Origin of the sequence: Pantoea sp. V106_11, assembly GCF_029967885.1 — a bacterium.
Lineage (GTDB): Bacteria > Pseudomonadota > Gammaproteobacteria > Enterobacterales > Enterobacteriaceae > Pantoea > Pantoea ananatis.
Window position 1 is genome coordinate 71,423 of the sequence record NZ_JASCAK010000030.1, and the last position, 23,339, is coordinate 94,761.

General features: G+C 54.7%; 18 protein-coding genes. 11 read left to right on the forward strand and 7 right to left on the reverse strand.

Annotated features, from left to right (window positions below; all coding sequences use genetic code 11):
- Positions 1 to 5: 5 nt before the first annotated feature.
- The 3 genes from actP to acs all read right to left on the reverse strand — a co-directional run bounded on the left by actP (position 6) and on the right by acs (position 4,072).
- Positions 6 to 1,661, reverse strand: coding sequence for a cation/acetate symporter ActP (gene actP, locus QLG08_RS14125; RefSeq protein WP_013024190.1), 1,656 nt, complete (start codon positions 1,659 to 1,661; stop codon positions 6 to 8).
- Positions 1,658 to 1,987, reverse strand: coding sequence for a DUF485 domain-containing protein (locus tag QLG08_RS14130; RefSeq protein ID WP_014606928.1), 330 nt, complete (start codon positions 1,985 to 1,987; stop codon positions 1,658 to 1,660). Before QLG08_RS14130 ends, actP begins: the two co-directional genes overlap by 4 nt.
- Positions 1,988 to 2,116: 129 nt before the next feature.
- The gene (gene acs, locus QLG08_RS14135; protein ID WP_014606927.1) at positions 2,117 to 4,072 is read right to left on the reverse strand and encodes an acetate--CoA ligase; all 1,956 of its coding nucleotides are present in this window, start codon (positions 4,070 to 4,072) and stop codon (positions 2,117 to 2,119) included.
- 585 nt (positions 4,073 to 4,657) lie between these two features.
- Here acs and gltP point away from each other — a divergent pair.
- The 4 genes from gltP (at position 4,658) to QLG08_RS14155 (ending at position 10,321) form a co-directional block, all read left to right on the forward strand.
- Positions 4,658 to 5,959: a glutamate/aspartate:proton symporter GltP gene (gene gltP / locus QLG08_RS14140; protein ID WP_014595076.1), complete on the forward strand. Its 1,302-nt coding sequence runs from the start codon at positions 4,658 to 4,660 to the stop codon at positions 5,957 to 5,959.
- A 150-nt stretch (positions 5,960 to 6,109) separates the two neighbouring features.
- The gene (gene murQ / locus QLG08_RS14145; RefSeq protein WP_104933746.1) at positions 6,110 to 7,021 is read left to right on the forward strand and encodes an N-acetylmuramic acid 6-phosphate etherase; all 912 of its coding nucleotides are present in this window, start codon (positions 6,110 to 6,112) and stop codon (positions 7,019 to 7,021) included.
- On the forward strand, positions 7,021 to 8,454 hold the full coding sequence (gene murP / locus QLG08_RS14150) for a PTS N-acetylmuramic acid transporter subunit IIBC (protein ID WP_029569368.1): 1,434 nt from the start codon (positions 7,021 to 7,023) through the stop codon (positions 8,452 to 8,454). The genes murQ and murP overlap by 1 nt, the downstream gene beginning before the upstream one ends.
- 322 nt (positions 8,455 to 8,776) lie before the next feature.
- Entirely contained in the window at positions 8,777 to 10,321 is a 1,545-nt protein-coding gene (locus QLG08_RS14155; RefSeq protein WP_013024196.1) for a PAS domain-containing methyl-accepting chemotaxis protein, read from the forward strand.
- Here the strand turns inward: QLG08_RS14155 and QLG08_RS14160 are convergent.
- Positions 10,318 to 11,283 (reverse strand): AraC family transcriptional regulator, encoded by a 966-nt coding sequence (locus QLG08_RS14160; protein ID WP_238493283.1) that lies wholly within the window; start codon positions 11,281 to 11,283, stop codon positions 10,318 to 10,320. The genes QLG08_RS14155 and QLG08_RS14160 overlap by 4 nt on opposite strands.
- Before the next feature lie 104 nt (positions 11,284 to 11,387).
- On the opposite strand from QLG08_RS14160, the gene QLG08_RS14165 reads away from it, so the two are divergent.
- Entirely contained in the window at positions 11,388 to 12,575 is a 1,188-nt protein-coding gene (locus QLG08_RS14165; protein ID WP_013024197.1) for an MFS transporter, read from the forward strand.
- A 214-nt stretch (positions 12,576 to 12,789) separates the two neighbouring features.
- Positions 12,790 to 12,999 (forward strand): DUF1471 domain-containing protein, encoded by a 210-nt coding sequence (locus tag QLG08_RS14170; RefSeq protein WP_014606922.1) that lies wholly within the window; start codon positions 12,790 to 12,792, stop codon positions 12,997 to 12,999.
- Positions 13,000 to 13,540: 541 nt separating this feature from the next.
- Here the strand turns inward: QLG08_RS14170 and sbmA are convergent.
- Entirely contained in the window at positions 13,541 to 14,788 is a 1,248-nt protein-coding gene (sbmA, locus tag QLG08_RS14175; protein ID WP_014595081.1) for a peptide antibiotic transporter SbmA, read from the reverse strand.
- Between the two features lie 273 nt (positions 14,789 to 15,061).
- Between sbmA and QLG08_RS14180 the strand changes: the two genes are divergently transcribed.
- Genes QLG08_RS14180 through QLG08_RS14190 form a run of 3 tightly spaced genes read left to right on the forward strand, consistent with a single transcriptional unit; the run spans position 15,062 to position 18,896 of the window.
- Positions 15,062 to 15,787, forward strand: coding sequence for a gluconate 2-dehydrogenase subunit 3 family protein (locus QLG08_RS14180; protein WP_029570871.1), 726 nt, complete (start codon positions 15,062 to 15,064; stop codon positions 15,785 to 15,787).
- 2 nt (positions 15,788 to 15,789) lie between these two features.
- Positions 15,790 to 17,574, forward strand: coding sequence for a GMC family oxidoreductase (locus QLG08_RS14185; protein ID WP_042677508.1), 1,785 nt, complete (start codon positions 15,790 to 15,792; stop codon positions 17,572 to 17,574).
- Between the two features lie 11 nt (positions 17,575 to 17,585).
- Positions 17,586 to 18,896: a cytochrome c gene (locus QLG08_RS14190; RefSeq protein ID WP_064372961.1), complete on the forward strand. Its 1,311-nt coding sequence runs from the start codon at positions 17,586 to 17,588 to the stop codon at positions 18,894 to 18,896.
- Positions 18,897 to 18,939: 43 nt separating this feature from the next.
- Here the strand turns inward: QLG08_RS14190 and QLG08_RS14195 are convergent, their stop codons facing one another.
- Both QLG08_RS14195 and QLG08_RS14200 read right to left on the reverse strand, forming a co-directional pair.
- Positions 18,940 to 20,349: an MFS transporter gene (locus tag QLG08_RS14195; protein ID WP_013024203.1), complete on the reverse strand. Its 1,410-nt coding sequence runs from the start codon at positions 20,347 to 20,349 to the stop codon at positions 18,940 to 18,942.
- 355 nt (positions 20,350 to 20,704) lie between these two features.
- The gene (locus tag QLG08_RS14200) at positions 20,705 to 22,249 is read right to left on the reverse strand and encodes a methyl-accepting chemotaxis protein (RefSeq protein ID WP_014606918.1); all 1,545 of its coding nucleotides are present in this window, start codon (positions 22,247 to 22,249) and stop codon (positions 20,705 to 20,707) included.
- Between the two features lie 104 nt (positions 22,250 to 22,353).
- Between QLG08_RS14200 and QLG08_RS14205 the strand changes: the two genes are divergently transcribed.
- Together QLG08_RS14205 and yjdN are read left to right on the forward strand one after the other, a co-directional pair.
- On the forward strand, positions 22,354 to 22,548 hold the full coding sequence (locus QLG08_RS14205; protein WP_064372963.1) for a hypothetical protein: 195 nt from the start codon (positions 22,354 to 22,356) through the stop codon (positions 22,546 to 22,548).
- 272 nt (positions 22,549 to 22,820) lie between these two features.
- The gene (gene yjdN, locus QLG08_RS14210) at positions 22,821 to 23,258 is read left to right on the forward strand and encodes a VOC family metalloprotein YjdN (protein WP_013024205.1); all 438 of its coding nucleotides are present in this window, start codon (positions 22,821 to 22,823) and stop codon (positions 23,256 to 23,258) included.
- Positions 23,259 to 23,339 lie beyond the last annotated feature (81 nt).

Here is a 23,339-nt window from a genome sequence, read left to right on the forward strand (position 1 = left end):
AGGGATTAGTGCGCTTTGCCTTGCTCAATACCGGCACCGGTCTGGGAGCGAATAAACTGCGCCCGGAAGCGTGAGCGCTCTTCTGCGCCCTGTTGCGAATGATCGGTTACCGAAAACAGCCAGGTGCCCACAAAGGCGATAGTAATAGAGAACAGGGCCGGATATTCATACGGATAGATTGGCGAAGCATGGCCCAACACCTGAACCCAGACGGTAGGGCCAAGAATCATTAGCACCACGGCGGTGATCAGCCCTAACCAGCCGCCGACCATCGCGCCGCGGGTGGTGAGTTTAGACCAGTACATGGAAAGCAGGATAATCGGAAAGTTACAGCTGGCCGCAATCGAGAACGCCAGGCCTACCATAAACGCGATGTTCTGTTTTTCAAACAGAATACCCAGGGCGATCGCCACAACACCGAGCACCAGCACCGTAATTTTCGATACCCGCAGCTCGTCGCGCTCGCTGGCCTGGCCCTTACGGTAAACGCTGGCGTACAAATCGTGAGAGACCGCCGAAGCGCCCGCCAGCGTCAAGCCAGCCACCACGGCCAGAATCGTGGCGAATGCCACGGCTGAAATAAAGCCCAGGAAGGTGCTGCCGCCAACCGCATTCGCCAGGTGTACAGCCGCCATATTGGTGCCGCCGATTAACGCGCCGGAGGCATCTTTAAAGGCCGGGTTGGCACCGACCAGCAGTATGGCGCCGAAGCCGATAATAAAGGTCAGAAAGTAGAAGTACCCCATAAAACCGGTGGCCCAAAATACGCTTTTACGTGCCTCTTTGGCGTCGGCAACGGTAAAGAAGCGCATCAGAATATGCGGCAATCCCGCCGTACCAAACATCAGCCCCAGCCCCAGCGACAGGGCAGAAATGGGATCTTTAACCAGCCCGCCGGGCTGCATAATGGCCGCGCCTTTCGGGTGGACAGCCATCGCTTCGGTGAACAGCGTATTAAAGCTAAAACCGGTGCTTTTCATTACCATAATGGCCATGAATGAGGCACCAAACAGCAACAGAACGGCTTTGATGATCTGAACCCAGGTCGTCGCCAGCATGCCGCCGAACAGCACGTACATCACCATCAGGATCCCCACCAGGATAACGGCGATATGATAATTGAGGCCGAACAGAAGCTGGATCAGTTTACCTGCCCCAACCATCTGAGCAATCAGATAGAGCGCAACCACCACCAGTGAACCGCAGGCTGACAGGGTGCGTATAGGTTTTTGCTTCAGGCGATACGAGGCAACATCGGCAAAGGTATAGCGCCCCAGATTACGCAGCCGTTCTGCAATCAGAAACAGAATCATCGGCCAGCCGACCAGAAAGCCCAGCGAATAGATTAAGCCGTCATAGCCCGAGGTATACACCAGCGCCGAAATACCCAGAAAAGAGGCGGCGGACATAAAGTCGCCTGCCATGGCCAGCCCATTCTGAAAGCCGGTGATATTTCCGCCTGCGGTGTAGTAATCGCTACGCGAACGCGTTCGCTTCGACGCCCAGTAAGTGATACTCAACGTGGCGCCGACGAAAATCACAAACATGACGATCGCCTGATAGTTAACAGCCTGTTTCTGTACCGCGCCCGTAATGGCATCGGCGGCCAGAGCAGAAAACGGCAGCAGCGCTGCCAGCATCCACAGCATAAGACGGATCATGGTTTTACCTCGCTGAGGATAGCCTTCGTCAGACGATCAAACTCGCCGTTTGCGCGCCAGACGTACACGCCGGTCAGGACAAAGGAGATGACGATCAGCCCTACGCCGAGCGGAATGCCGCGTGTCACATTGGTGCCGGCATGAAGAGGCGTGCCCAGCCAGCCAGGGGCAAAAGCAATAAGCAGAATAAAGCCGACATACAGCACCAGCATAATTAACGACAGCAGCAGGGCAAAGGACTGGCGCTTGTGTACCAATTCCTGAAAGCGAGGATTACGTTCAATTTGTTGGTAGATCCTTTCCTGTTCGGGCAGGGCATCATTCATCACATTATCTCCAGAAGCATGCAGGCGTGGACCTCACGCAAAAGCGTGAATGAGTTATATTTTTGTGACTACAGAAACACACTACGTAGGGAAGTGGTGGCGGAAAGCCTGATGCTTTCCGCCGGGTTGTTACGGCATGGTGATGGACTGTTTCTCTTCAAGCAGTTTCTCAACGACGCCAGGATCGGCCAGCGTTGACGTATCGCCTAAATTACTGGTATCACCCGCGGCGATTTTCCGCAGGATACGGCGCATGATTTTACCGGAGCGGGTTTTTGGCAGAGAGTCGGTCCAGTGCAGCACATCGGGCGTGGCGATCGGGCCAATTTCTTTGCGTACCCAGTTACGCACTTCGGTATAAAGCTCTGGTGAGGGCTCCTCGCCGTGATTCAGGGTGATATAGGCGTAAATGGCCTGGCCCTTAATGCTGTGCGGGATCCCCACCACAGCGGCTTCGGCAATTTTAGGGTGGGAAACCAGGGCCGATTCGATTTCTGCCGTGCCCAGACGATGCCCTGACACATTCAGCACATCATCCACGCGGCCGGTGATCCAGTAATAACCGTCCTCATCCCGTCGCGCGCCGTCACCGCTAAAGTAGGCATTTTTGAAGGTAGAGAAATAGGTTTGTTCGAAACGGTCGTGATCGCCGAACAGCGTTCGGGCCTGGCCTGGCCAGGAGTCAGTGATAACCAGGTTACCTTCGCAGGCTCCTTCCTGAGGATGCCCCTCATTATCGACCAGCGCGGGCTGTACGCCAAAGAAAGGCGTGGTCGCAGAACCGGCCTTAAGCCGCGTTGCGCCGGGTAGCGGGGTGATCATAAACCCCCCGGTTTCGGTCTGCCACCAGGTATCCACTATTGGACACTGGCTGTTGCCGATTTTTTTGTGATACCACTCCCAGGCTTCCGGATTAATCGGCTCACCGACCGAACCCATAATACGCAGGCTGCTACGGTCGGTGCCTTCAATCGCCTTGTCCCCTTCGGCCATCAGCGCGCGGATAGCCGTGGGCGCGGTGTAGAGCAGGGTGACTTTATGCTTATCCACCACCTGCGCCATGCGGGCGGACGTCGGCCAGTTGGGCACGCCTTCAAACATCAGCGTCGTGGCACCGCAGGCCAGCGGGCCATACAGCAGATAGCTGTGGCCGGTAACCCAGCCTACGTCAGCCGTACACCAGTAGATATCGTCCTGATGGTAGTCAAAAACAAACTTAAAGGTGGTCGCAGCGTAAACCAGATAGCCGCCGGTCGTATGCAGCACGCCTTTCGGCTTGCCGGTTGAACCTGAGGTATACAGGATAAACAGCGGATCTTCTGCCTGCATTTCTGCCGCAGAGTGGTTGGTACTGGCGTTCTGCATCAGCTCGTGCCAGTGCCTGTCACGTCCTTCAACCCAACCGACGTCTTTGCCGGTACGTTGAAAGACCACGACGTTTTTCACGCTGTTTACGTTGGGATTTTTTAACGCATCATCCACATTTTTTTTCAGTGGGATCGTACGCCCCGCGCGCACGCCTTCATCGGCTGTCACAATTAAGGCTGCACTGGAGTCGATCACACGACCTGCCACCGCTTCCGGTGAAAAGCCGCCAAAAATAACCGAATGCACGGCGCCAATGCGCGCGCAGGCCAGCATGGCGACCGCGGCTTCCGGCACCATTGGCATATAAATCGCGACGACATCGCCTTTTTTAACCCCGAGCAGCTCCAGCACGTTGGCAAAGCGACAGACATCGGCGTGAAGCTGACGAAAGGTTATTGTTTTGCTTTCGTTGGCATCATCACCTTCCCAGATGATGGCAGGATGATCGCCCCGGGTTGCCAGGTGACGATCCAGGCAGTTCGCCGCCAGATTGAGCGTGCCGTCCTCATACCAACGAATGGAAATATTGCCAGGCGCAAAAGACGTGTTTTTAACTTTGCTGTAAGGCTTTATCCAGTCAAGGATTTTACCTTGCTCCCCCCAGAATGTTTCTGGATCGGTAACCGATTGCTGGTACATCGCCTGATACTGTTCGGCAGTAATCAGCGCGTTTGCTGCAATATTTTCTGGAACAGGATAGATATGATGTTGGCTCATGGCGAATCTCCTTGAAGATGTTAATCATATGTCAATCAATGGTTAAGTGAAGCCCGACAACCGGTTTTGTTTCTTTTTTGCGCCATAGATCACGCGTTAACCTTGCTGACATAAAAACGTCGTGAATTGGGTAAAATCCCACTAACTCCCTGCAAAAAATGGGGATTTAAGTTGCAACATTTTGTGAAGGGCTCTGGTTAAAAAAACAGCGAACGAACCGCGCAGACATTGAGCATTGCCTGAATAGCTATGCGAAAACTTATCGAAGGTTTACTTTTCATAACAGCAGGTTAGGGATTTGCGCCTGTGCCAGCATTTTATGCTTAAGAGATGGTGAAGTTTTAATCGAAGCCTCCAAGGGTTGCATTTACCACAGTGAAAATGGTACTTATCTCGCCCCTGATCATCAGGTATCAACTCAGACCGCGTCTGAAAATGGGTATGGAAATCATCGCATTTCAATGCGGGACGCCGTCTATAAACACCCTCTAATTTACCGGGCTTTTTGCTCACTTCCCTGTGTGTATTGTCTTCTGCACCTTCGCAGTAGAGAGAAACGGGTTTTGACTGAGGAAATTACGCGTTATGAAAGGTTTTAAAATCAGCCTTGCCTGGCAGATTCTGATCGCACTTGTGCTTGGCATCATCGTGGGTGCCGTGTTGCATAATCAGCCAGAAGATCGTGAATGGTTAGTCAATAATATTCTCAGCCCGGCGGGCGATATCTTTATTCATCTGATTAAGATGATTGTCGTGCCCATCGTGATTTCATCCTTGATTGTCGGCATTGCGGGTGTCGGGGATGCGAAAAAGCTGGGACGCATTGGTCTCAAAACCATTTTGTACTTTGAAGTGATTACCACCGTTGCCATTGTTGTTGGTATTACCCTGGCCAACGTGTTTAAGCCCGGCACCGGCATTGATATGTCTACGCTGGCAACGGTGGACATCTCTAAATATGAAGCCACAACCGCTCAGGTGCAGGAAGGCACCCACAGTCTGGTGGCGACCATCCTGTCGCTGATCCCGCAGAACATCTTTGCCTCAATGGCGAAGGGTGAAATGCTGCCGATTATCTTTTTCTCGGTACTTTTTGGGCTGGGACTGTCCGCTCTACCGTCAGAACAGCGCGATCCGCTGGTCAATCTGTTCCGTGGCGTATCAGAAACCATGTTTAAAGTGACGCATATGATTATGCGTTACGCGCCAGTGGGCGTGTTTGCGTTGATCGCCGTGACGATTGCTAACTTTGGCTTCGCGTCGCTGTGGCCGCTCGCGAAGTTGGTGCTGCTGGTATATGTGGCGATCCTCTTCTTTGCCTTTGTGGTGCTGGGAGCGGTCGCGCGTTTCTGCAAGCTACGCATTACGACGCTGATGCGCATTTTAAAAGATGAGCTGATCCTGTCTTACTCAACGTCCAGTTCAGAAACCGTGCTGCCGCGCATCATGGAGAAAATGGAAGCCTATGGCGCGCCCAAAGCGATTACCAGCTTTGTCGTTCCGACCGGCTATTCGTTTAACCTGGATGGATCAACGCTGTATCAGAGCATCGCCGCCATCTTTATTGCTCAGCTGTATGGCATTGATCTGTCGCTGACGGACGAAATTATTCTGGTGCTGACGCTGATGGTCACCTCCAAAGGCATTGCGGGCGTGCCCGGCGTATCCTTTGTTGTGCTGTTGGCAACGCTCGGCAGCGTGGGTATTCCGCTGGAAGGGCTGGCGTTTATTGCGGGCGTGGACCGCATTATGGATATGGCCCGCACCGCGCTCAACGTGGTGGGTAATGCTCTGGCAGTGCTGGTCATTGCGCGCTGGGAAAACCAGTTCGATACAGAACAGGCTAAAGCGTACGAATTACAGTTACGGACGCAAACCGCCAGTTAACAGCGGGTTAGCAAGACAAAGGCTCAACGGTGGTTGGGCCTTTTTTTTACCCCGTTTTTATCACCGCAGAAAAAAACGTGGGCAGAGGATGAATTATTCATTCGTTGTGTTAAAAATATCCAGAATAAATTATTCCTGTGGAGGACGAGTGTGAAAATCGATCTCAGTCAGATGATCACGGAAGGGCGCAATCCGGCCAGCCAGCATATTGATGAAATGAGCACAGAGGCGATGCTGCGGGTCATCAACGAGGAAGACAAAAAAGTCGCTCTGGCCGTGGAGGCGATCGTGCCGGAGATTGCGCGCGCGGTGGAGGCGATCTGCGCGGCGTTCAGCGCAGGGGGACGTCTGATTTACTGCGGTGCCGGGACATCCGGCCGTTTAGGTATTCTTGATGCAAGTGAATGCCCACCAACCTTCGGAACGCCACGTGACCAGGTTATTGGCCTGATTGCTGGGGGCCATCAGGCCATCTTGCAGGCGGTAGAAAACGCAGAAGACAATGTGGAACAGGGCGCTCAGGATCTGAAGGCTATTCACTTTAGCCGCCACGACGTGCTGGTCGGCATCGCTGCCAGTGGACGGACGCCCTACGTATTGGGGGCGCTGGACTATGCCCGGCAGTGCGGTGCCTCCACGATAGCGCTGACCTGTAATCCACACAGCAAAATGGCTCAGGTCGCCGATATCGCCCTGACGCCAGTAGTGGGGCCTGAAGTGGTGACGGGATCATCACGCATGAAAGCCGGAACCGCACAGAAGCTGGTGCTGAATATGCTCACCACCGGAGCGATGATTCGTAGCGGTAAGGTTTACGGCAACCTGATGGTGGATGTTGAAGCCACTAACCAAAAGCTGGTGCAGCGGCAGGTTAACATTGTTATGCAGGCCACTGACTGTGATGAAGCCAGCGCCCGCTCGGCGCTGTCAGCCTGTGGCGGACACTGTAAAACCGCCATCCTCATGGTGTTGGCAGGATTAAATGCCGATGAGGCGATCGCGCTGCTCGCTAAGCACCAGGGCTTTATCCGCAAAGCATTACAGGATTCGGGAGCGCGCTAATGGCAAAAATGACCGATGCACTTCTGCACGATATCGTGCAGGCAGTGGGCGGCGCGGCGAACATCGTCGTATGCGGCAACTGTATGACGCGTTTACGACTGACGCTGAGACACAATCAGGCCGATATTGCCCGGCTGAAACGCCTGCCCGGCGTGCTAGGCGTCATCGACAGCGATGATCAGTTGCAGATAGTGCTCGGTCCTGGTAAGGCACAGACGGCGGCAGAACGGATGCAGGCCATCCTGGCGCAGGCGCAGGGCGATGCCGCGGTATTGCACCAGGTAGCGGCAGAACAGAAACAGCAGATAAAAGCCAGGCAGACCGGCGCGCTGCAGCAGTTCCTGGCACGCTTCGCCACCATTTTTACGCCGCTCATTCCGGGTTTTATTGCCGCAGGTTTACTGCTGGGGTTTGCCACCCTGATTGAGCAAAGCCTGCACCTGAGCACGCCTGGCGATCATCCTGGCTGGCTGATTCAGGGCGTGGCCTATATGAAAGTGTTCGGCAAAGGGCTGTTTACCTTCCTCAGCATTCTGATTGGCTACAACGCGCAAAAAGCCTTCGGCGGCACGGGCGTAAACGGGGCCATCATCGCCTCGCTGTTTATTCTGGGCTACGTGCCGGATGCCAAAGTCGGCTATTACAGCGGTATGGACAGCTTTTTTGGTCTGGCTATCGATCCGCGCGGTAATATCATCGGGGTGCTGCTGGCGGCCATGTTTGGTGGCTGGCTGGAAAGGCGGCTGCGCACGATCATTCCAGACAATCTGGATATGATTCTCACCTCGCTGCTGACCTTATTGATCACGGGCGCGCTGACATACCTGCTGATTATGCCGGTCGGCGGCGAGCTGTTTAAGGGCATGTCATGGCTCTTTATCCACCTCAATAACAACCCGTTTGGCTGTGCGCTACTGGCCGGACTGTTCCTGATCGCCGTCATGTTTGGCATTCATCAGGGATTTATCCCGGTCTATTTTGCCCTGATGGAAACCCAGGGATTTAACTCACTGTTTCCGATTCTCGCCATGGCGGGTGCCGGTCAGGTCGGTGCCTCGCTGGCGCTCTGGTGCAAAGCGGAAAAGGGCGCGCTGCTGCGTGCCCAGATAAAAGGCGCTATCGTGCCAGGCTTACTGGGCGTGGGGGAACCGCTTATCTACGGAGTAACGCTGCCGCGCCTCAAACCTTTTATTACCGCCTGCTGTGGCGGTGCGGTCGGCGGATTCTTTATTGGCTTAGTGGCATGGCTGGGGCTGCCGGTGGGCATGAATACCGTATTTGGCCCGTCTGGGCTGGTCACGCTGCCGCTGATGACGTCGCATCAGGGGATTTTTGCCGGCATGGCTGTCTATCTGGGGGGATTGATTGTCGCCTGGGTTAGCGGCTTTTTACTGACGTGGTGGTTCGGCACCCGCAATGTCGACCTGCGCTGAATTGATAAATAAAACACGAAGAAAGCCTGTTAGGCAGGTCTGTAAAAAAATAAGGATGGGGAATCTGTTGCATCAAAACGTCCTTAACACTGTCTCGGACTTACCAGTCTGCGTACTCAACCCGCTACGTTCGCAATGAATGATCGCGGTATAAATACCAAAAGCCGCCCTAAAGCGGCTTTTTAAATGCAACAAATTTGCGCGTAGCACTAAAGAGTCATTACGCAAGTGCCGAAAACATAAAAAAAGGTAATCTTTACCTTTTAACACTCACTCATTAACACTTCTGGTGTAAGTCTGACTGGTACGAGCAAGGACTCCTATGCGCAATAACCAACCTGTTTCCCAGCGTGAATATGTCTATGACGATCATGCCACACTGATGTCAACGACCGACCTGAATAGCTATATCACCTATGCCAACGACGCCTTTATTGAGGCCAGTGGTTTTACCTCTGATGAGGTAAAAGGGCAGCCGCACAATATGGTGCGCCATCCGGATATGCCACCAGAAGCCTTTGCAGATATGTGGGCCACCTTAAAACAGGGTGAACCCTGGACCGCGCTGGTTAAAAACCGGCGTAAAAACGGAGACCATTACTGGGTGCGGGCGAATGCCATTCCGGTGGTGCGTGACGGCAAGGTCCAGGGCTATATGTCCGTGCGCACTAAGCCCTCAGCGCAGGAGGTTAAACAGTGTGAAGCGCTATATCGCGATTTCCGCGAAGGACGCGCAAGGGGCCGCCAGTTTCACAAAGGGCTGATTATACGCAGCGGCTGGCGTCGTCTTGGATCGATATTAAAAACGTTGCCGCTCCGCTGGCGCATTCGCACTGCGTTACTGGCTGTCTTGCCGCTGTCGGTTGCGGGCGTCTGGGCATTGGGCGTTGCGCCACTGGCGCTGGCGGGCTTTACGGGCGGTATGGCCTGCCTGCTGTTGCTGGCCAGCCTGTGGCTCGAACAGCAGATCTCGCGTCCCATCGAGCGCATGTGCAGGCAGGCGCTGCGTGTGGCAACCGGTGCCAGCCATCAGGTTGAGCAGATGGATCGCATCGACGAGGTAGGACTGACGCTACGCGCCATTGGACAGCTGGGGCTGATGTTCCGCTGGTTAGTCGATGATGTCAGTGGCCAGGCCATTAATGTGCTGAGTGCCAGTGATGCGATTGCCCGTAGCAATAATGAACTGAGTCGTCGCACCGAGCAGGCGGCGGCCAACGTACAGCAAACGGCCGCGACCATGAACGAAATGACCGCAACGGTAAAAAGTAATACGCAGACCGCACAGGAAGTGAGTTCGCTCTCTGTTAACACCAGTGAAGCGGCAAGCAAGGGCGGCGAGGTCATGAAGGAGATGATGGGAATGATGGCAGAAATCGCTGACAGCTCACAGCGCATTGCCAGTATCACCAGCGTTATCGACAGCATTGCTTTCCAGACCAACATCCTGGCGCTGAACGCGGCGGTAGAGGCGGCCAGAGCGGGTGAACAGGGGAAAGGGTTCGCCGTGGTGGCCGGTGAGGTGCGGAGCCTGGCACAGCGCAGCGCAAAAGCCGCCAGCGAGATTAAAGCGCTGGTTGAAACCAGCGCCAGCCGGGTCAATTCAGGTAACGAGCATGCGGGTGCCGCAGGCCATACCATGCAGGACATAGTGCAGCAGGTCCAGAACGTGACGTCACTGATCGGCCAAATCAGCGCCGCGACAGCAGAACAGTCCACCGCGTTGAGTGAAGTGAGCACGGCGGTGGAAGATCTGGACGATATTACCCATCAAAACGCCGCCCGCGTTCAGGAAAGCGCAGAAGCCTCAGGGCGCATGACGCATCAGGCTAACCGGTTGGTTGAAGCGATCAGCGTGTTTCGCTAAGACGCGACCGCCTGCGTGCCTGTATAGCCGGCACGCAGTGCACCGGGTGACTGGCCGATTATTCTTTTAAAGGCCCGGCTAAAAGCGGCCAGTGAACCATAGCCCAAATCGAAAGCGACCGTTTCCAGCGCCTCACCATGGTCGGCGATGCGTTTAACCGCCAGTCGCATGCGCAATTCGGTCAGGTAGCGCAGCGGCGTCATACCGGTGGCATGAAGAAAGCGTTCGGCAAATACCGAGCGTGAGCTACCGGCTTCGCGCGCTAAACGTTCTACCGTCCAGTTCTCGCCCGGAGAACGGTGCATGGCGGCAATGGCCTCACTCAGGCGCGGATCGCGCATCGCTTGCACCAGCCCGCTACTTTGCCCACAGCCATTTTCTACCCAGCCACGCACCACCAGGGCCGCAACCACATCCGCCAGACGCGAAAGAATCCCGGCGTGACCCGCGTGTCGGGTACGTGATTCACGCTCCATCGCCTCCAGCATTGGGCGAATCTCCGGGTAGTGTGACAGCAGCGTACTGACCAGCATGACGTCCGGCATCGTGTTGATCAGCGGCTGCATGCCGCCCAGTTCAAATGCCATGCTGGCGCTGAATAACAGGATGCTGTGGTCATCTTCACAGGCATCCGCCGGTGCCGTAATGGCACAGATACTGTCACAGATCGGTTTGCTCGCCATCGCGTCAATGCACTGACAGTCGGCATCCTCACTGGAGAGCAGGCTGTGCGGCTTACCGTGAGGGATCAGCAGGGCATCGCCACTGTTCAGCGTGAAAAGCGCGCCGGATGCGCCACGCACCAGCAGCGTACCGCGCCCGACAAAATGAAACTGGGCCCGTCCCGGAGAATCATTAAAGCGCAGGCCAAAAGGGGCGCTGACGGCAATGCGCTGGTAGTTAACGCCATACAGGCGCATGCCCATTAGCAACTCACTGGTCAACTCATCGTAACGGCTCATCACAGAAATCCAGACGAATTATCAAAAATGACGGTGTAACCATCATAGATCGTCTTGCTCATCCCCTCTATGCTCAGCACTACTTTTTTTTCCGGAGAAGCAACATGAGTCTCAACACTGAAGTGGCTGATGAGGTTTCCATACCCACTCAGCCAGCGTGGGGCGCCGTCTTTGCGATGTCGTTTGGCGTATTTAGCCTGATTACCGCCGAGTTTTTACCTATTAGTTTGCTGACGCCGATAGCGCGCAGCCTGAACGTTTCGGAAGGTCTGGCGGGACAGACAGTGACCGTCACGGCCCTGATTGCGCTTCTCACCAGTCTGACGGTAGGCAGCCTGGTCCGACGCATCGATCGCCGGGTGGTGATGCTGGCCTTCTCATTACTGCTCATCGTTTCCGCATTGATGGTGGCACTGGCCGCCAATCTGACCGTCATTTTGCTGGCGCGCGTCCTGCTGGGAGTGGCCATTGGTGGCTTCTGGACGTTGTCTACCGCCATTACCATGCGGCTGGTGCCCGCCGATCAGGTTCCTCGCGCACTCTCCATCGTGTTTAGTGGTATCTCACTGGCGACCATTATTGCGACCCCGCTGGGCAGTTATCTGGGCGGGCTGGTAGGCTGGCGAGCGATCTTCCTGTTTACGGCGGGCCTGGGCGCGACTTCCCTGCTCTGGCAGTTTTTCACCCTTCCCGCCATGCCTGCCGAAGGCAACGCGCGCAGCGGCGGTGTGCTGGCGTTGTTACGGATAAATGTCATGCGCTGGGGAATGCTGGCGGTGATCATGATGTTTACTGCCCACTTTGCTTTTTTCACCTATCTGCGACCATTTCTGGAAAGCGTGGCGCGGCTTGACCTCAGCCAGCTGTCTCTGGTGCTGCTCGCATTTGGCATCGCTAACTTTGTGGGTACGTATCTGGCCGGTTATCTGGTGACACGTAGCGTATCACTGACGCTGAGCGGAATGGCCCTGCTGATGGGCGCGACGGCCCTGATGCTGGTGAGTTTTGGCCATACTGGCTGGCTGGTTGCAGGCGGTGTCGCGATCTGGGGCCTGGCGTTTGGTTCGATGCCGACGGGCTGGTCCACGTGGATTTCTCGTGCGGTGCCAGACGATGCTGAATCGGGCGGTGGGTTACTGGTGGCAACCATTCAGTTAGCGATTACGGTGGGCGCGGCGGCGGGAGGCTGGATGTTTGACTTACGCGGCGCAGGCGGCGTTTTCCTTGCCAGTAGCGCGCTGATGCTGGTGGCGGCAGTAACGATCTTTTCCCGCGTCAGGCATCACGGTTAATGTGACTCATGGCAGCGATATATGCTGCCTTTTTATTGCAGTCTGGTTTTTTAACCTTTTGTGTTTTAACAGGGCTAAACGTGCTTTTCAATTTCAGTTTTATTGAACAACTTAAGCAAAACCCTCTGCTTTTTTCTGATCAATATTCGGCCTATTATGTTTTCACACAAGGCAAAACGCCTTAAATAAACTGAAAATGACCGAGGAATTTATCATGAAAACTATCAAAACTTTTGCTGCTGTTATCGCCCTTGCCGTTCTTCCTGTTGCAGGCTTCGCGCAAACTGTGACAGCGACCGGTTCTACTCTGGACAGCACCGAAGCGAAAATTGCTGCGCAGGCGCAAGAAGCTGGTGCTTCCTATAAAATCACCGAAGCTAACACCAATAACGGCGTGCACATGACCGCTGAACTGCTGAAATAATGCTTGAAGTTGTGTGCTGACAGGACGCCTATGGGCGTCCTGGCGGCGTTTGTGGATGCCCGCCGTTTCATCTTTTCCCTTCCTGGTTCCCCATCAGACTCCTTTGTTATTCGCCACTAAGCCTGTCAGCTGTGCAGACGCTTGCCTGATTTTTGGGCGCGATAACGTGCAGGCTTCTCCGCTGCGGCCGCGATTTCACGCGAAAGACGATTTGCTGCCATTAATAGCCAGGTGCAAGACAGGCTGGCCTCGGACGATCCCTGATGCAGCAAGACGGTAAGACCACGTAAGCCTGGTCGGACGACAGCCGATGGCAAAGTCCATCACGGGCTAAGGGAAGCAGAGCCTGGGCAGAAGGGGAAGACGTAAACCGCATCAGTAACCGGTTTACCGGTCTGCTGCGCTCAGCAAGTCGCCAGGTTCTGCTTGTCAGTCTGGATTGCGTGAAGCGCGGCCAACAATCCTGGCAGGCACCGACTCATGACTCTGGATTCGCGATAATTTGCCTGCGGCATGAGGCTGCCGCAGGCGAAGAGCCTGGTTATGACACGTCTTCTGAGGCGTCACGCATCATCTCACCGTGCGGCACGTCATCCAGAATCTGCTCAAAGCTGCGCAGACGTTTATAGATAGACATCAGCTCAACCAGCGTCGACCACGAGGTGATCAGGTACTGGAACGAGCTGCGGACCTGATCGAAAACGTTGGTTATCTGGTTAAGCAAACCCAGCGTTATCGTTCCGGCGACAATGGACGGGAACAACAGAAACAGTCCAAAGACGTTATCGACCTGAAGATAAAGAATGCGGCTGATGTTGAAGTAGAGATAGTGAAAATACAGACGGAAATAGTTAACCCGCACGTTGTTGAACAGCACTTTTACCGTGGGTGGTGTGGCACGGTCGGCGTTGTCTTCGCCGTAAACCAGCTCTTTACGATAAGCAGCTTCAACCCGTTGATTACGAAATTCGAGACCGGGGAGCTTAATCCCGACCAGCGCCAGCAGACCGGTACCGAACAGCGACCAGAGAACCGCAGCAATCACCAGCGCGTAAGGGAGATTCCCCAGAATCGGAATGTTTTCGACATGATGTGACAGGGCGATCAACACCGGCAGAAACGCCACCAGGGTCATAATGGCCTGGATAAAGTTCACGCCCCAGCTTTCCAGCGTTGTGGCAAAACGCATGGTATCTTCCTGCACACGCTGAGCCGCGCCTTCAACGTGGCGTAAGCGCTGCCAGTGGTGCATATAATAATTGTTCATTGCGGTACGCCAGCGGAATACCCAATGGCTGATGAAAAAAGCATTCATCACGCCAATAACGACCGCAATTAAGGCAATGCCCAAAAAGGCCATCACCTGAGCATAAAATTCGTTGATTTGAACCGAGCCGGCTTTCGTCAGCGCTTTTTGGATCAAATCATAAAAAGGGCCATACCAGGCGTTTACGGCAACGCCAACCTGCACACCAAACCAGGTGACAAAAATAATCAGTGCCGAACCCCATACCGACCAGCGTTGCCACGGATGGTTGTCAGTTAGTCGCCAGGCTATCGCGAAAATTGCCACCATCAGCCAGTAATAGGCATAAAACCACAACTCACCCGGCGCAATAAACCGCATTACCGTCGTGGGCAAGGGCTGCTTGATGGCGGCCTGAAAAGCAGGCCAAAAATGGGCCGGTAAATCGCTGGCAAAGCCAAACCAGCCAAAAATCGCCAGTAAACTCCAAAGGGCGGCCGAGCTGAAAAACAGTCCCGGTCGCGGGAAGAAAGACTTAAACATAGGTACTCCGCTGTTGTGTAATCGCTTTTATAACGTTTAAACGGCTATCTGTCTGTAGCCTGTTGTTTCTGAACATGACATCGACAAAATATATGTTAATGAAATTGTGCTTTTTTGTTTCCTTAAACTAAATGTTTATTGGCAATGGTGTTACACTTATATTCACTGTTACCGGTAACAGTTCGTTGTACCCGAAATCCGCAGATAAAAACCACTACAACGCACTCACTTCTCTTTTTCGTACCGCAGTTGATGCGGTGATGAGGCAATGTCATGTCAGACCAGAAAAAGGGTCATTCACGCAGGGATTTTTTGCTGAAGACCATCACCCTGGCGCCCGCAGTGGCGGTAGGCAGTAGCGCACTTGGTGCATTTTCTGCGCCCGTTCAGGCGGCTGCGCCCGCCGCACCCCAGTCTGCCCGAGATTATCAGCCCACCTGGTTTACCGCCGAGGAATTTGCCTTTATCAAGGCGGCCGTTGCGCGTCTGATTCCTGCTGATGAACGCGGCCCCGGCGCGTTGGAAGCAGGCGTGCCTGAGTTTATCGATCGTCAGATGAATACGCCTTACGCCACCGGAGCGAACTGGTATATGCAGGGGCCTTTCAATCCCGACGTCCCTAAAGAAATGGGCTATCAGCTGCCGCTGGTGCCGCAACAGATCTACCGTCTCGGTCTGGCTGATGCCGATCATTACAGTCAGCAGCAGCACGGTAAGGTGTTTGCCCAACTCGACGCCGGGCAGCAGGACGCATTATTACAGGCCATGGAGAGCGGCAAAGCCGGTTTCCGTCAGCTGCCCGCCAACGTGTTTTTCTCATACTTATTGCAGAACACCCGCGAAGGCTTCTTTAGCGATCCCATCCACGGCGGCAATCAGGGCATGGTGGGCTGGAAGCTCATCAACTTCCCTGGCGCACGCGCCGACTTTATGGACTGGGTAGAGCGCGGTGAACGCTATCCGTTCCCGTCAGTGTCGATTCGTGGAGAGAGAAGCTGAGCATGGCAAATGAATTAAAGAAAGTGGATGCCGTGATTGTCGGCTTTGGCTGGGCGGGCGCCATTATGGCCAAAGAGCTGACCGAAGCAGGTCTGAACGTGCTGGCGCTGGAGCGCGGTCCACATCGTGATACCTATCCGGATGGTTCTTACCCGCAGTCGATTGATGAGCTGACCTACAACGTTCGCAAAAAGCTGTTCCAGGACCTGTCTAAGAGCACCGTCACCATTCGGCACGACGCCTCACAAACGGCCGTGCCTTACCGCCAACTGGCGGCCTTCCTGCCCGGTACCGGTACCGGCGGCGCCGGGCTGCACTGGTCGGGTGTCCATTTCCGGGTTGATCCCGTAGAGCTGAAGCTGCGTAGCCACTATGAGGCGCGCTACGGTAAAAACTTTATTCCTGAAGGCATGACCATTCAGGACTTTGGCGTGGACTACCAGGAGCTGGAGCCGTTTTTTGATAAAGCTGAAAAGGTGTTTGGCACCTCCGGTAGTGCCTGGAGTATTCAGGGCAAGGTCGTCGGCAAAGACAAAGGCGGTAACCCCTTTGCGCCCGATCGCTCTGACAACTTTCCACTGCCCGCGCAAAAGCGTACCTGGTCGGCTCAGCTGTTCGCCCAGGCCGCCGAGTCCGTAGGTTATCACCCTTACGATCTGCCGTCGGCGAACACCTCTGGTCCCTATACCAATACTTACGGCGCCCAGATGGGGCCGTGCAACTTCTGCGGCTACTGCAGCGGCTACGCCTGTTATATGTATTCCAAGGCATCGCCGAATGTGAATATTTTGCCTGCGCTGCGTCAGGAGCCAAAGTTTGAGCTGCGTAACAATTCTTACGTGCTGCGCGTCAACCTCACGGATGATAAGCAGCGTGCGACCGGTGTCACCTATGTCGATGCGCAGGGCCGTGAGCAGGTGCAACCGGCGGATCTGGTCATTCTGTCTGCCTTTCAGTTCCATAACGTCCATTTGATGCTGTTGTCCGGCATCGGTAAACCTTACAACCCGATCACCAACGAAGGTACGGTAGGGCGCAACTTCGCCTATCAAAACCTGTCGACGTTGAAAGCGCTGTTCGATAAAAACACCACCACCAATCCCTTCATCGGTGCAGGCGGTGCAGGCGTCGCCGTGGATGATTTCAATGCCGACAATTTCGATCATGGTCCGCACGGCTTTGTTGGCGGGTCGCCGTTCTGGGTGAACCAGGCGGGCACCAAACCGATCTCGGGGCTCCCCACGCCGACCGGCACGCCAAACTGGGGCAGTCAGTGGAAAGCCGCCGTGGCGGACACCTACACGCACCATCTTTCTATGGATGCTCACGGTGCGCACCAGTCTTACCGCGCTAACTATCTGGACCTGGACCCGAACTACAAAGATGCCTACGGCCAGCCGTTGCTGCGCATGACGTTCGACTGGCAGGACAACGACATTAAGATGGCGCAGTTCATGGTGGGGAAAATGCATAAAATCGCCGAAGCCATGAATCCTAAAATGATCATTGGCGGGGCGAAGAAGCCCGGTACGCATTTTGACACGACCGTGTATCAGACGACCCACATCAGCGGCGGCGCGATTATGGGTGAAGATCCCAATACCAGTGCGGTGAACCGTTATCTGCAAAGCTGGGATGTGCCGAATGTGTTCGTTCCCGGCGCTTCAGCGTTTCCGCAGGGGCTGGGATATAACCCCACCGGCATGGTCGCCGCACTGACCTACTGGTCGGCGAAAGCGATTCGGGAACAGTATCTGAAGAACCCGGGTCCCCTGGTGCAGGCATAAGGAAGATGGTGATGAAAAACGGTATTTTAGCCCTTGTGTTGGGCAGCCTCGCCTTCGCCGCCCTGGCGGATGACAGCTCGGCGGATCGGGTCAAACGCGGTGAATATCTGGCGCGCGCGGGCGACTGTGTAGCCTGCCACAGTAGTGAAGGCGGCAAGCCCTTTGCAGGGGGATTGCCGATGGCCACGCCGATTGGCACGATCTACTCCACCAATATCACGCCGGATAAATCGACCGGTATTGGTGACTACAGCTACGACGACTTTCAGAAAGCCGTGCGGCACGGTATCGCGAAAAACGGCGATACGCTCTATCCCGCTATGCCTTATCCGTCTTATGCCGTGGTCAGCGATGAAGACATGCAGGCGCTGTATGCCTACTTCATGCACGGAGTTGCCCCGGTCAGTCAGGCCAACAAAGAGAGTGATATTCCCTGGCCCCTGTCAATGCGCTGGCCGCTGGCGATCTGGCGCAACCTGTTTGCACCGGATGTAAAGGCGTTCCAGCCTGCAGAGCAGGAGGATGCGACGCTGGCGCGTGGCCGTTACCTGGTAGAAGGTCTGGGCCACTGCGGTGCCTGCCATACGCCGCGTAGTTTTACCCTGCAGGAAAAGGCGTTAACCAATGCCGGGGGAACGGATTATCTGGCGGGCAGCAGTGCGCCGGTTGACGGCTGGACCGCAAGCAATCTGCGCGGAGATAACCGCGATGGTCTGGGCCGCTGGAGTGAAGATGACCTGCGCCAGTTCCTGCGCTATGGGCGTAACGACCACACGGCGGCTTTTGGCGGCATGGTGGACGTTGTCGACCACAGCCTGCAGCACCTGACGGATGAAGACATCACGGCCATCGCCCGCTATCTGAAGTCGCTGGGTGCCAAAGATCCGCATCAGGTGGCGTTTAGCGTGGATGACGCGACGGCCAAAGCCTTATGGAAGGGCGACGACAGTCAGACGGGCGCCGCGACCTATGTGGACAGCTGCGCAGCCTGCCATAAAACCGATGGCAGCGGCTATAAACGCTTCTATCCTGCGCTGCGGGGCAATCCTGTGGTGATGGCAGACGATCCGACCTCGCTGATTCACATCGTGCTGGTTGGTGGCGAACTGCGTGGAGTAAAAGGCGCGCCTTCAACCATCACTATGCCGGCATTTGGCTGGCGTCTGAACGATCAGCAGGTCGCAGACGTGGTGAACTTTATTCGTCGCAGCTGGGGCAACAATGCGGCGGATAACGTGACGGCGAAGCAGGTGGCTGCCCTGCGTGAAGAGGTCAAAGATCGTCAGGGCAATGCAGATATCAAGGTGTTAGAAGGGAAGTAGACCTCAGTGTTTCAGCCTTCCCCGCAGGGGGAAGGCTGAATGTTCAGATATGTTCCAGCCTGATACCGCGCGTCTTAGGCCCGAAAACGCCCACCGACAGCATCACCATCAGCATACTCAGCACGATAAACGCGATAACGCCATGCGTGCCGGCGTACTGCAAAATCACACCGATCAAAAGACTGCTGAATGCGGTTGATAACCGGCTGAACGAGTAGCAGAAACCCACTGCCCGTGCGCGGATGTGCGTGGGGAAAATCTCGGTCTGATAGGCATGATAGCTGCAGGTCAGCCAGGCATTCGAGAAGGTGATCAGGAAACCGCAAATAATCAGCAGTACCGGGTTGGTTTGCAGGGCAAACAGCGTACCGAATACCACCGTCATGAGCGAAGAGAGAACGATTTGCCATTTGTTTTCGAGCTGGCTGGTAAAACTGCCACAAATCAGCGATCCAATCGGGTAGGCAAGCGTGATAAAAAACGCATACAGCAGGCTGTGGGTGATCGACGTTCCCTGACCGGACAGCAATGCCGGCAGCCAGTTACCAAAACCATAAAAACCAATCGCCTGAAAGAAGTTCATGACCACCAACATAAGCGTGCGCTTGCGATAGCGGGCTGACCAGATCTCCCGAAAGCGGCTCTTCTCCGGTTTCTTGTCTGAGACGGATGGCTTCGTCAACGGCAGGCCCGGGGCGATGCCGCACCGTTTTTCCATTTTCGCCATCACCTGATGGGCCTCATCGACGCGCCCCTGCTGCACCAGCCAGCGCGCGGACTCTGGCAGGTTTTTGCGCACAAACCAGATCACCAGTGAACAGACCGCACCGGCAATCACCACCCAGCGCCAGCCTTCCAGCCCAAGGATATTTTGCGGCATCAGCCACCACGACATGAGCGCGACGGCAGGCACCGACAGGAACTGGATAAAAAACGAAAAGGCAAAAGCCCGGTTACGCAGGTGAGTGGGCACCCATTCACTCAAATAAGTATCAATGGTGACCAATTCTACGCCCAGCCCAATCCCCACCAGAAAGCGGCACAGGATCACCATCTCCGCGCTGTGCTGAAAAGCCATGAGCAGTGAAAATACGCCGTACCAGGCCAGGGCACAGATAAAGGTCAGTCGACGACCAAAGCGGTCGGCAAGGGGCGTGAGCAGGCTGGCGCCAACAAACAGCCCCAGAAAGGTAGCGGAAGCAAACGCAGCCTGATCGGTAATGCCCAGTATCCCGGCACTGCCCGCGTGAAAGATACCGGCCGCCAGCAAGCCAGTGCTGATATACCCGGTTTCAAACAGATCGTAAAGCTCAAAGAACCCGCCCAGCGCCAGCAGCGAGATAAAGCGCCATAAACCGACAGAAGAAGGTAGCGCATCAATGCGCTCAGCTAAGCTGGTGTTGGCCGACGATGCCGCCGTCGGTGCTATCCCTGTGATGAAGGCTGGTGTCATGTAAGGTGAACCTCATGTCAGGATGATTGCCATTCCCGCTACAGGCCGTGATGTGTTTTGAAAGCGTTGCCCATTCGCGAGCCGTGAAGCAGCAGAATAATCAATTACCTGATTCTTGCCGACAGGAATAGTGATGAATTTTTAGCAACGCATATTGCAGTATTGACTGGGACGGTTTTTAGGGCAGAACGTCAGGCGGCCGAGGTAAAGGCACAAGAGCCGGTCAGGGCACAAAGGCGCGGTCAGCCGTCACCACGATTGGCGGGCCGGTAAAGGCCAGGCACTCACAGGCTGACGCCGCGCCGCACAGAGTCTGTTTCCCGCTCAGGCCTGATCACCCGAGCGGGAATCCGTTTTAGACGCCAGACAGGCGGAAAGCAGAAACGGAGTGGGTCAGGTGCTGAGCCTGCTCTTCCAGCGAAGCAGCCGCGGCGGCCGACTCCTGGACCAGCGCGGCGTTTTGCTGCGTCACACCATCCATCTCAGTGACCGCCTTTTCAATCTGGCTGATACCGTGATGCTGCTCATCGGACGCGGTTGAAATGTGGTCCATCAGCTCGTTCACCCGGCTCACCGAGGAAATAATCGCATTCATCGCCTCGCCCGTGCGGCTGACCTGATCAGAACCCACGCGAATCGTCGCGACCGATTCGGCAATCAGCCCTTCAATTTCTTTCGCCGCCACGGCGCTGCGTTGCGCGAGATTACGCACTTCACCGGCGACAACGGCAAAACCCCGGCCTTGCTCACCGGCGCGCGCCGCTTCGACGGCGGCGTTCAGCGCCAGAATATTGGTTTGAAAAGCAATGCTGTTAATAACGCTGGTAATATCCTCGATCTTCTTCGAACTTTCATTAATTTTGGCCATTGAAACGATAACCTGCTGAGAAACCTTCTCGCCGGTTTCTGCGTTCTGTACCGCTTCGTTAGCCAGACGGCAGGCTTCAAACACGTTGTCCGTGTTCTGTTTAACGGTTGCCCCTAACTGCTCCATGCTGGCCGCCGTTTCCGTTAGCGCCGCAGCTTGCTGCTCGGTACGGGACGCCAGATCGATATTACCGCTGGCAATTTCCTGTGAAGCACAGGACACCGCGTGGGTTGAGTGGCGCACCCGGATAATAATGTCCGTCAGAGACGTCCGCATTTGCTCCATCGAGCTCATCAGTTGCTGAATTTCGCTCTTCGAGCCGATTTTGACCGGCACCGGGTGATCGAGCACGCCTGCCGCAATCTCGCTGCAGTGCGCTTTTGCGTTATTGAGCGGCGATAAGATATAGCGTCTGACAAAGATCAGTATCGCAATGATGATGGCCAGGAATAACAAGCCAAACACGATGAGCAGGGTGATCCCGGATGAAAAGTTGCCCTGGGCGTCAGTATTCAGTTTCTTCGCATAAGCCTCGTGTTGGGCCAGCACCTGATCCAGCACGATTTCATACTGCCGGTCGAGGCGGACTACGTTGGCAATTTGATTTTTAAAGCGCTGCTGATCGCGGGCTTCGGCCGCTTCAATCAAGGGTTGAATTCCCCGATCGCGATAAGCCAGATAGGCCTGACGATAGCGGTCTGCATCGGCCTCTTCACCCGGAATGCGTGGCGCACTCAGATAAGCCTGAAAGGCAGCATCGGCTTTAGCCGCGACGCTTTTTACGCTGTCCAGAGAATAGCCGCCCTGCGTGCCGTCGTTCTCAATTTCTTTCATGTATTCCATCAGCCGTACGCGTAACGTTCGGCTGTGGTTGATAGGATCGATAACTGATAACACTACGCGGATTTCTTTATTAACCGCATTTAACGACGCGTTGCTCCGGGCCAGTAACCAGATGCTGACCGATATGCTGATAAGAAAAAGAATTAACAGGAACGACAAAACCAGTAGTGAAGATTTTTTTAACGACATTACGCAGTCCTGAATAGGGGATTATGGACTGATATATCGGCATCAGGAGGGTAAATATTTAGTGGGAACGTGCTGAAATTAATAAACAATAAGGTGGGTAAAAGATGAGCGAAATAATGAACCAGATGATTCAATATTATTACCTGATGATATTTTCTGCCGGTTCGGTTATTTCGCCCTATACGTTAGATAACCTGAGTTTTAGGGCCAGACAGATTCAAGAAAGCCCGAACGATCGGCGCGTGCACAGGAACACTGCTGGCGATAAACAGCACGGCGCAAGAGGTGATGTATCGTAACGCGTTATAAACTGGCCTTTTATTTCATCATTCAACGGTCATGCTTTGTTATTACTGCCATGACAATAATATCTGACAGGAAATCACGCTTTTATTGTTGTCAGGTCTGGTCCTGTTTTATTTGTAAAATCAACAGAGAAAAGGCTGACCTACGTCAGGTAAATAATCCGAATGATGAATCTTTATCCGGTTATCGTCGTCAACCCTGACCTGTCGTCTACACTTATTACATCGTTATAAGGAAGTCTCTACTCACCGGTATCGAGGTAATAATGCAAGTATGTCCCTATTTGTTTCTCTATGGTCGCTGTGAAGAAGCGATAGAATTCTATTTGCAGGCAACGGGTGGAAAACTGCTGCAAAAAATGACGTTTGGCGATATGCCGGAGCAGGGTGAACAGGTGGGCGATCGGTCCGCTCCGCCGTTGCCCCCTGAGAAAATTATGCATGCGCACCTCCGCATTGGTCAGGGTGAGCTGATGATGAGTGATGGCAATCCCCATCAGCCTCCGGCCTCAGAACACGCGGGCTATGCCGTGAGTCTGGCAACCAATGATGCAGAGCAGGGTAAGGCATGGTTTGAAAAGCTGTCTGCAGGCGGGAAAGTCACTACGCCATGGCAGGAGACGTTCTGGTCTAACGGCTTCGCCATGTTTATCGATAAATTCAATATTCCATGGCGCATCAACGTGGTAAAACCCGACGCGTAATACGCTGCAGTCTGTAAAGACGCGAGGCCTTCCCTATGGGAAGGCCTCAACGTTTGCCGCCACCTCTTTTCGCGGTGCGAC

Excerpts from the sequence above, each read along its gene's own strand:
- actP (WP_013024190.1), bottom strand. The coding sequence starts at position 1,661 with ATGATCCGTCTTATGCTGTGGATGCTGGCAGCGCTGCTGCCGTTTTCT.
- QLG08_RS14130 (WP_014606928.1), bottom strand. The coding sequence starts at position 1,987 with ATGAATGATGCCCTGCCCGAACAGGAAAGGATCTACCAACAAATTGAA.
- acs (WP_014606927.1), bottom strand. The coding sequence starts at position 4,072 with ATGAGCCAACATCATATCTATCCTGTTCCAGAAAATATTGCAGCAAAC.
- gltP (WP_014595076.1), top strand. The coding sequence starts at position 4,658 with ATGAAAGGTTTTAAAATCAGCCTTGCCTGGCAGATTCTGATCGCACTT.
- murP (WP_029569368.1), top strand. The coding sequence starts at position 7,021 with ATGGCAAAAATGACCGATGCACTTCTGCACGATATCGTGCAGGCAGTG.
- QLG08_RS14155 (WP_013024196.1), top strand. The coding sequence starts at position 8,777 with ATGCGCAATAACCAACCTGTTTCCCAGCGTGAATATGTCTATGACGAT.
- QLG08_RS14160 (WP_238493283.1), bottom strand. The coding sequence starts at position 11,283 with ATGAGCCGTTACGATGAGTTGACCAGTGAGTTGCTAATGGGCATGCGC.
- QLG08_RS14165 (WP_013024197.1), top strand. The coding sequence starts at position 11,388 with ATGAGTCTCAACACTGAAGTGGCTGATGAGGTTTCCATACCCACTCAG.
- QLG08_RS14170 (WP_014606922.1), top strand. The coding sequence starts at position 12,790 with ATGAAAACTATCAAAACTTTTGCTGCTGTTATCGCCCTTGCCGTTCTT.
- sbmA (WP_014595081.1), bottom strand. The coding sequence starts at position 14,788 with ATGTTTAAGTCTTTCTTCCCGCGACCGGGACTGTTTTTCAGCTCGGCC.
- QLG08_RS14180 (WP_029570871.1), top strand. The coding sequence starts at position 15,062 with ATGTCAGACCAGAAAAAGGGTCATTCACGCAGGGATTTTTTGCTGAAG.
- QLG08_RS14185 (WP_042677508.1), top strand. The coding sequence starts at position 15,790 with ATGGCAAATGAATTAAAGAAAGTGGATGCCGTGATTGTCGGCTTTGGC.
- QLG08_RS14190 (WP_064372961.1), top strand. The coding sequence starts at position 17,586 with ATGAAAAACGGTATTTTAGCCCTTGTGTTGGGCAGCCTCGCCTTCGCC.
- QLG08_RS14195 (WP_013024203.1), bottom strand. The coding sequence starts at position 20,349 with ATGACACCAGCCTTCATCACAGGGATAGCACCGACGGCGGCATCGTCG.
- QLG08_RS14200 (WP_014606918.1), bottom strand. The coding sequence starts at position 22,249 with ATGTCGTTAAAAAAATCTTCACTACTGGTTTTGTCGTTCCTGTTAATT.
- QLG08_RS14205 (WP_064372963.1), top strand. The coding sequence starts at position 22,354 with ATGAGCGAAATAATGAACCAGATGATTCAATATTATTACCTGATGATA.
- yjdN (WP_013024205.1), top strand. The coding sequence starts at position 22,821 with ATGCAAGTATGTCCCTATTTGTTTCTCTATGGTCGCTGTGAAGAAGCG.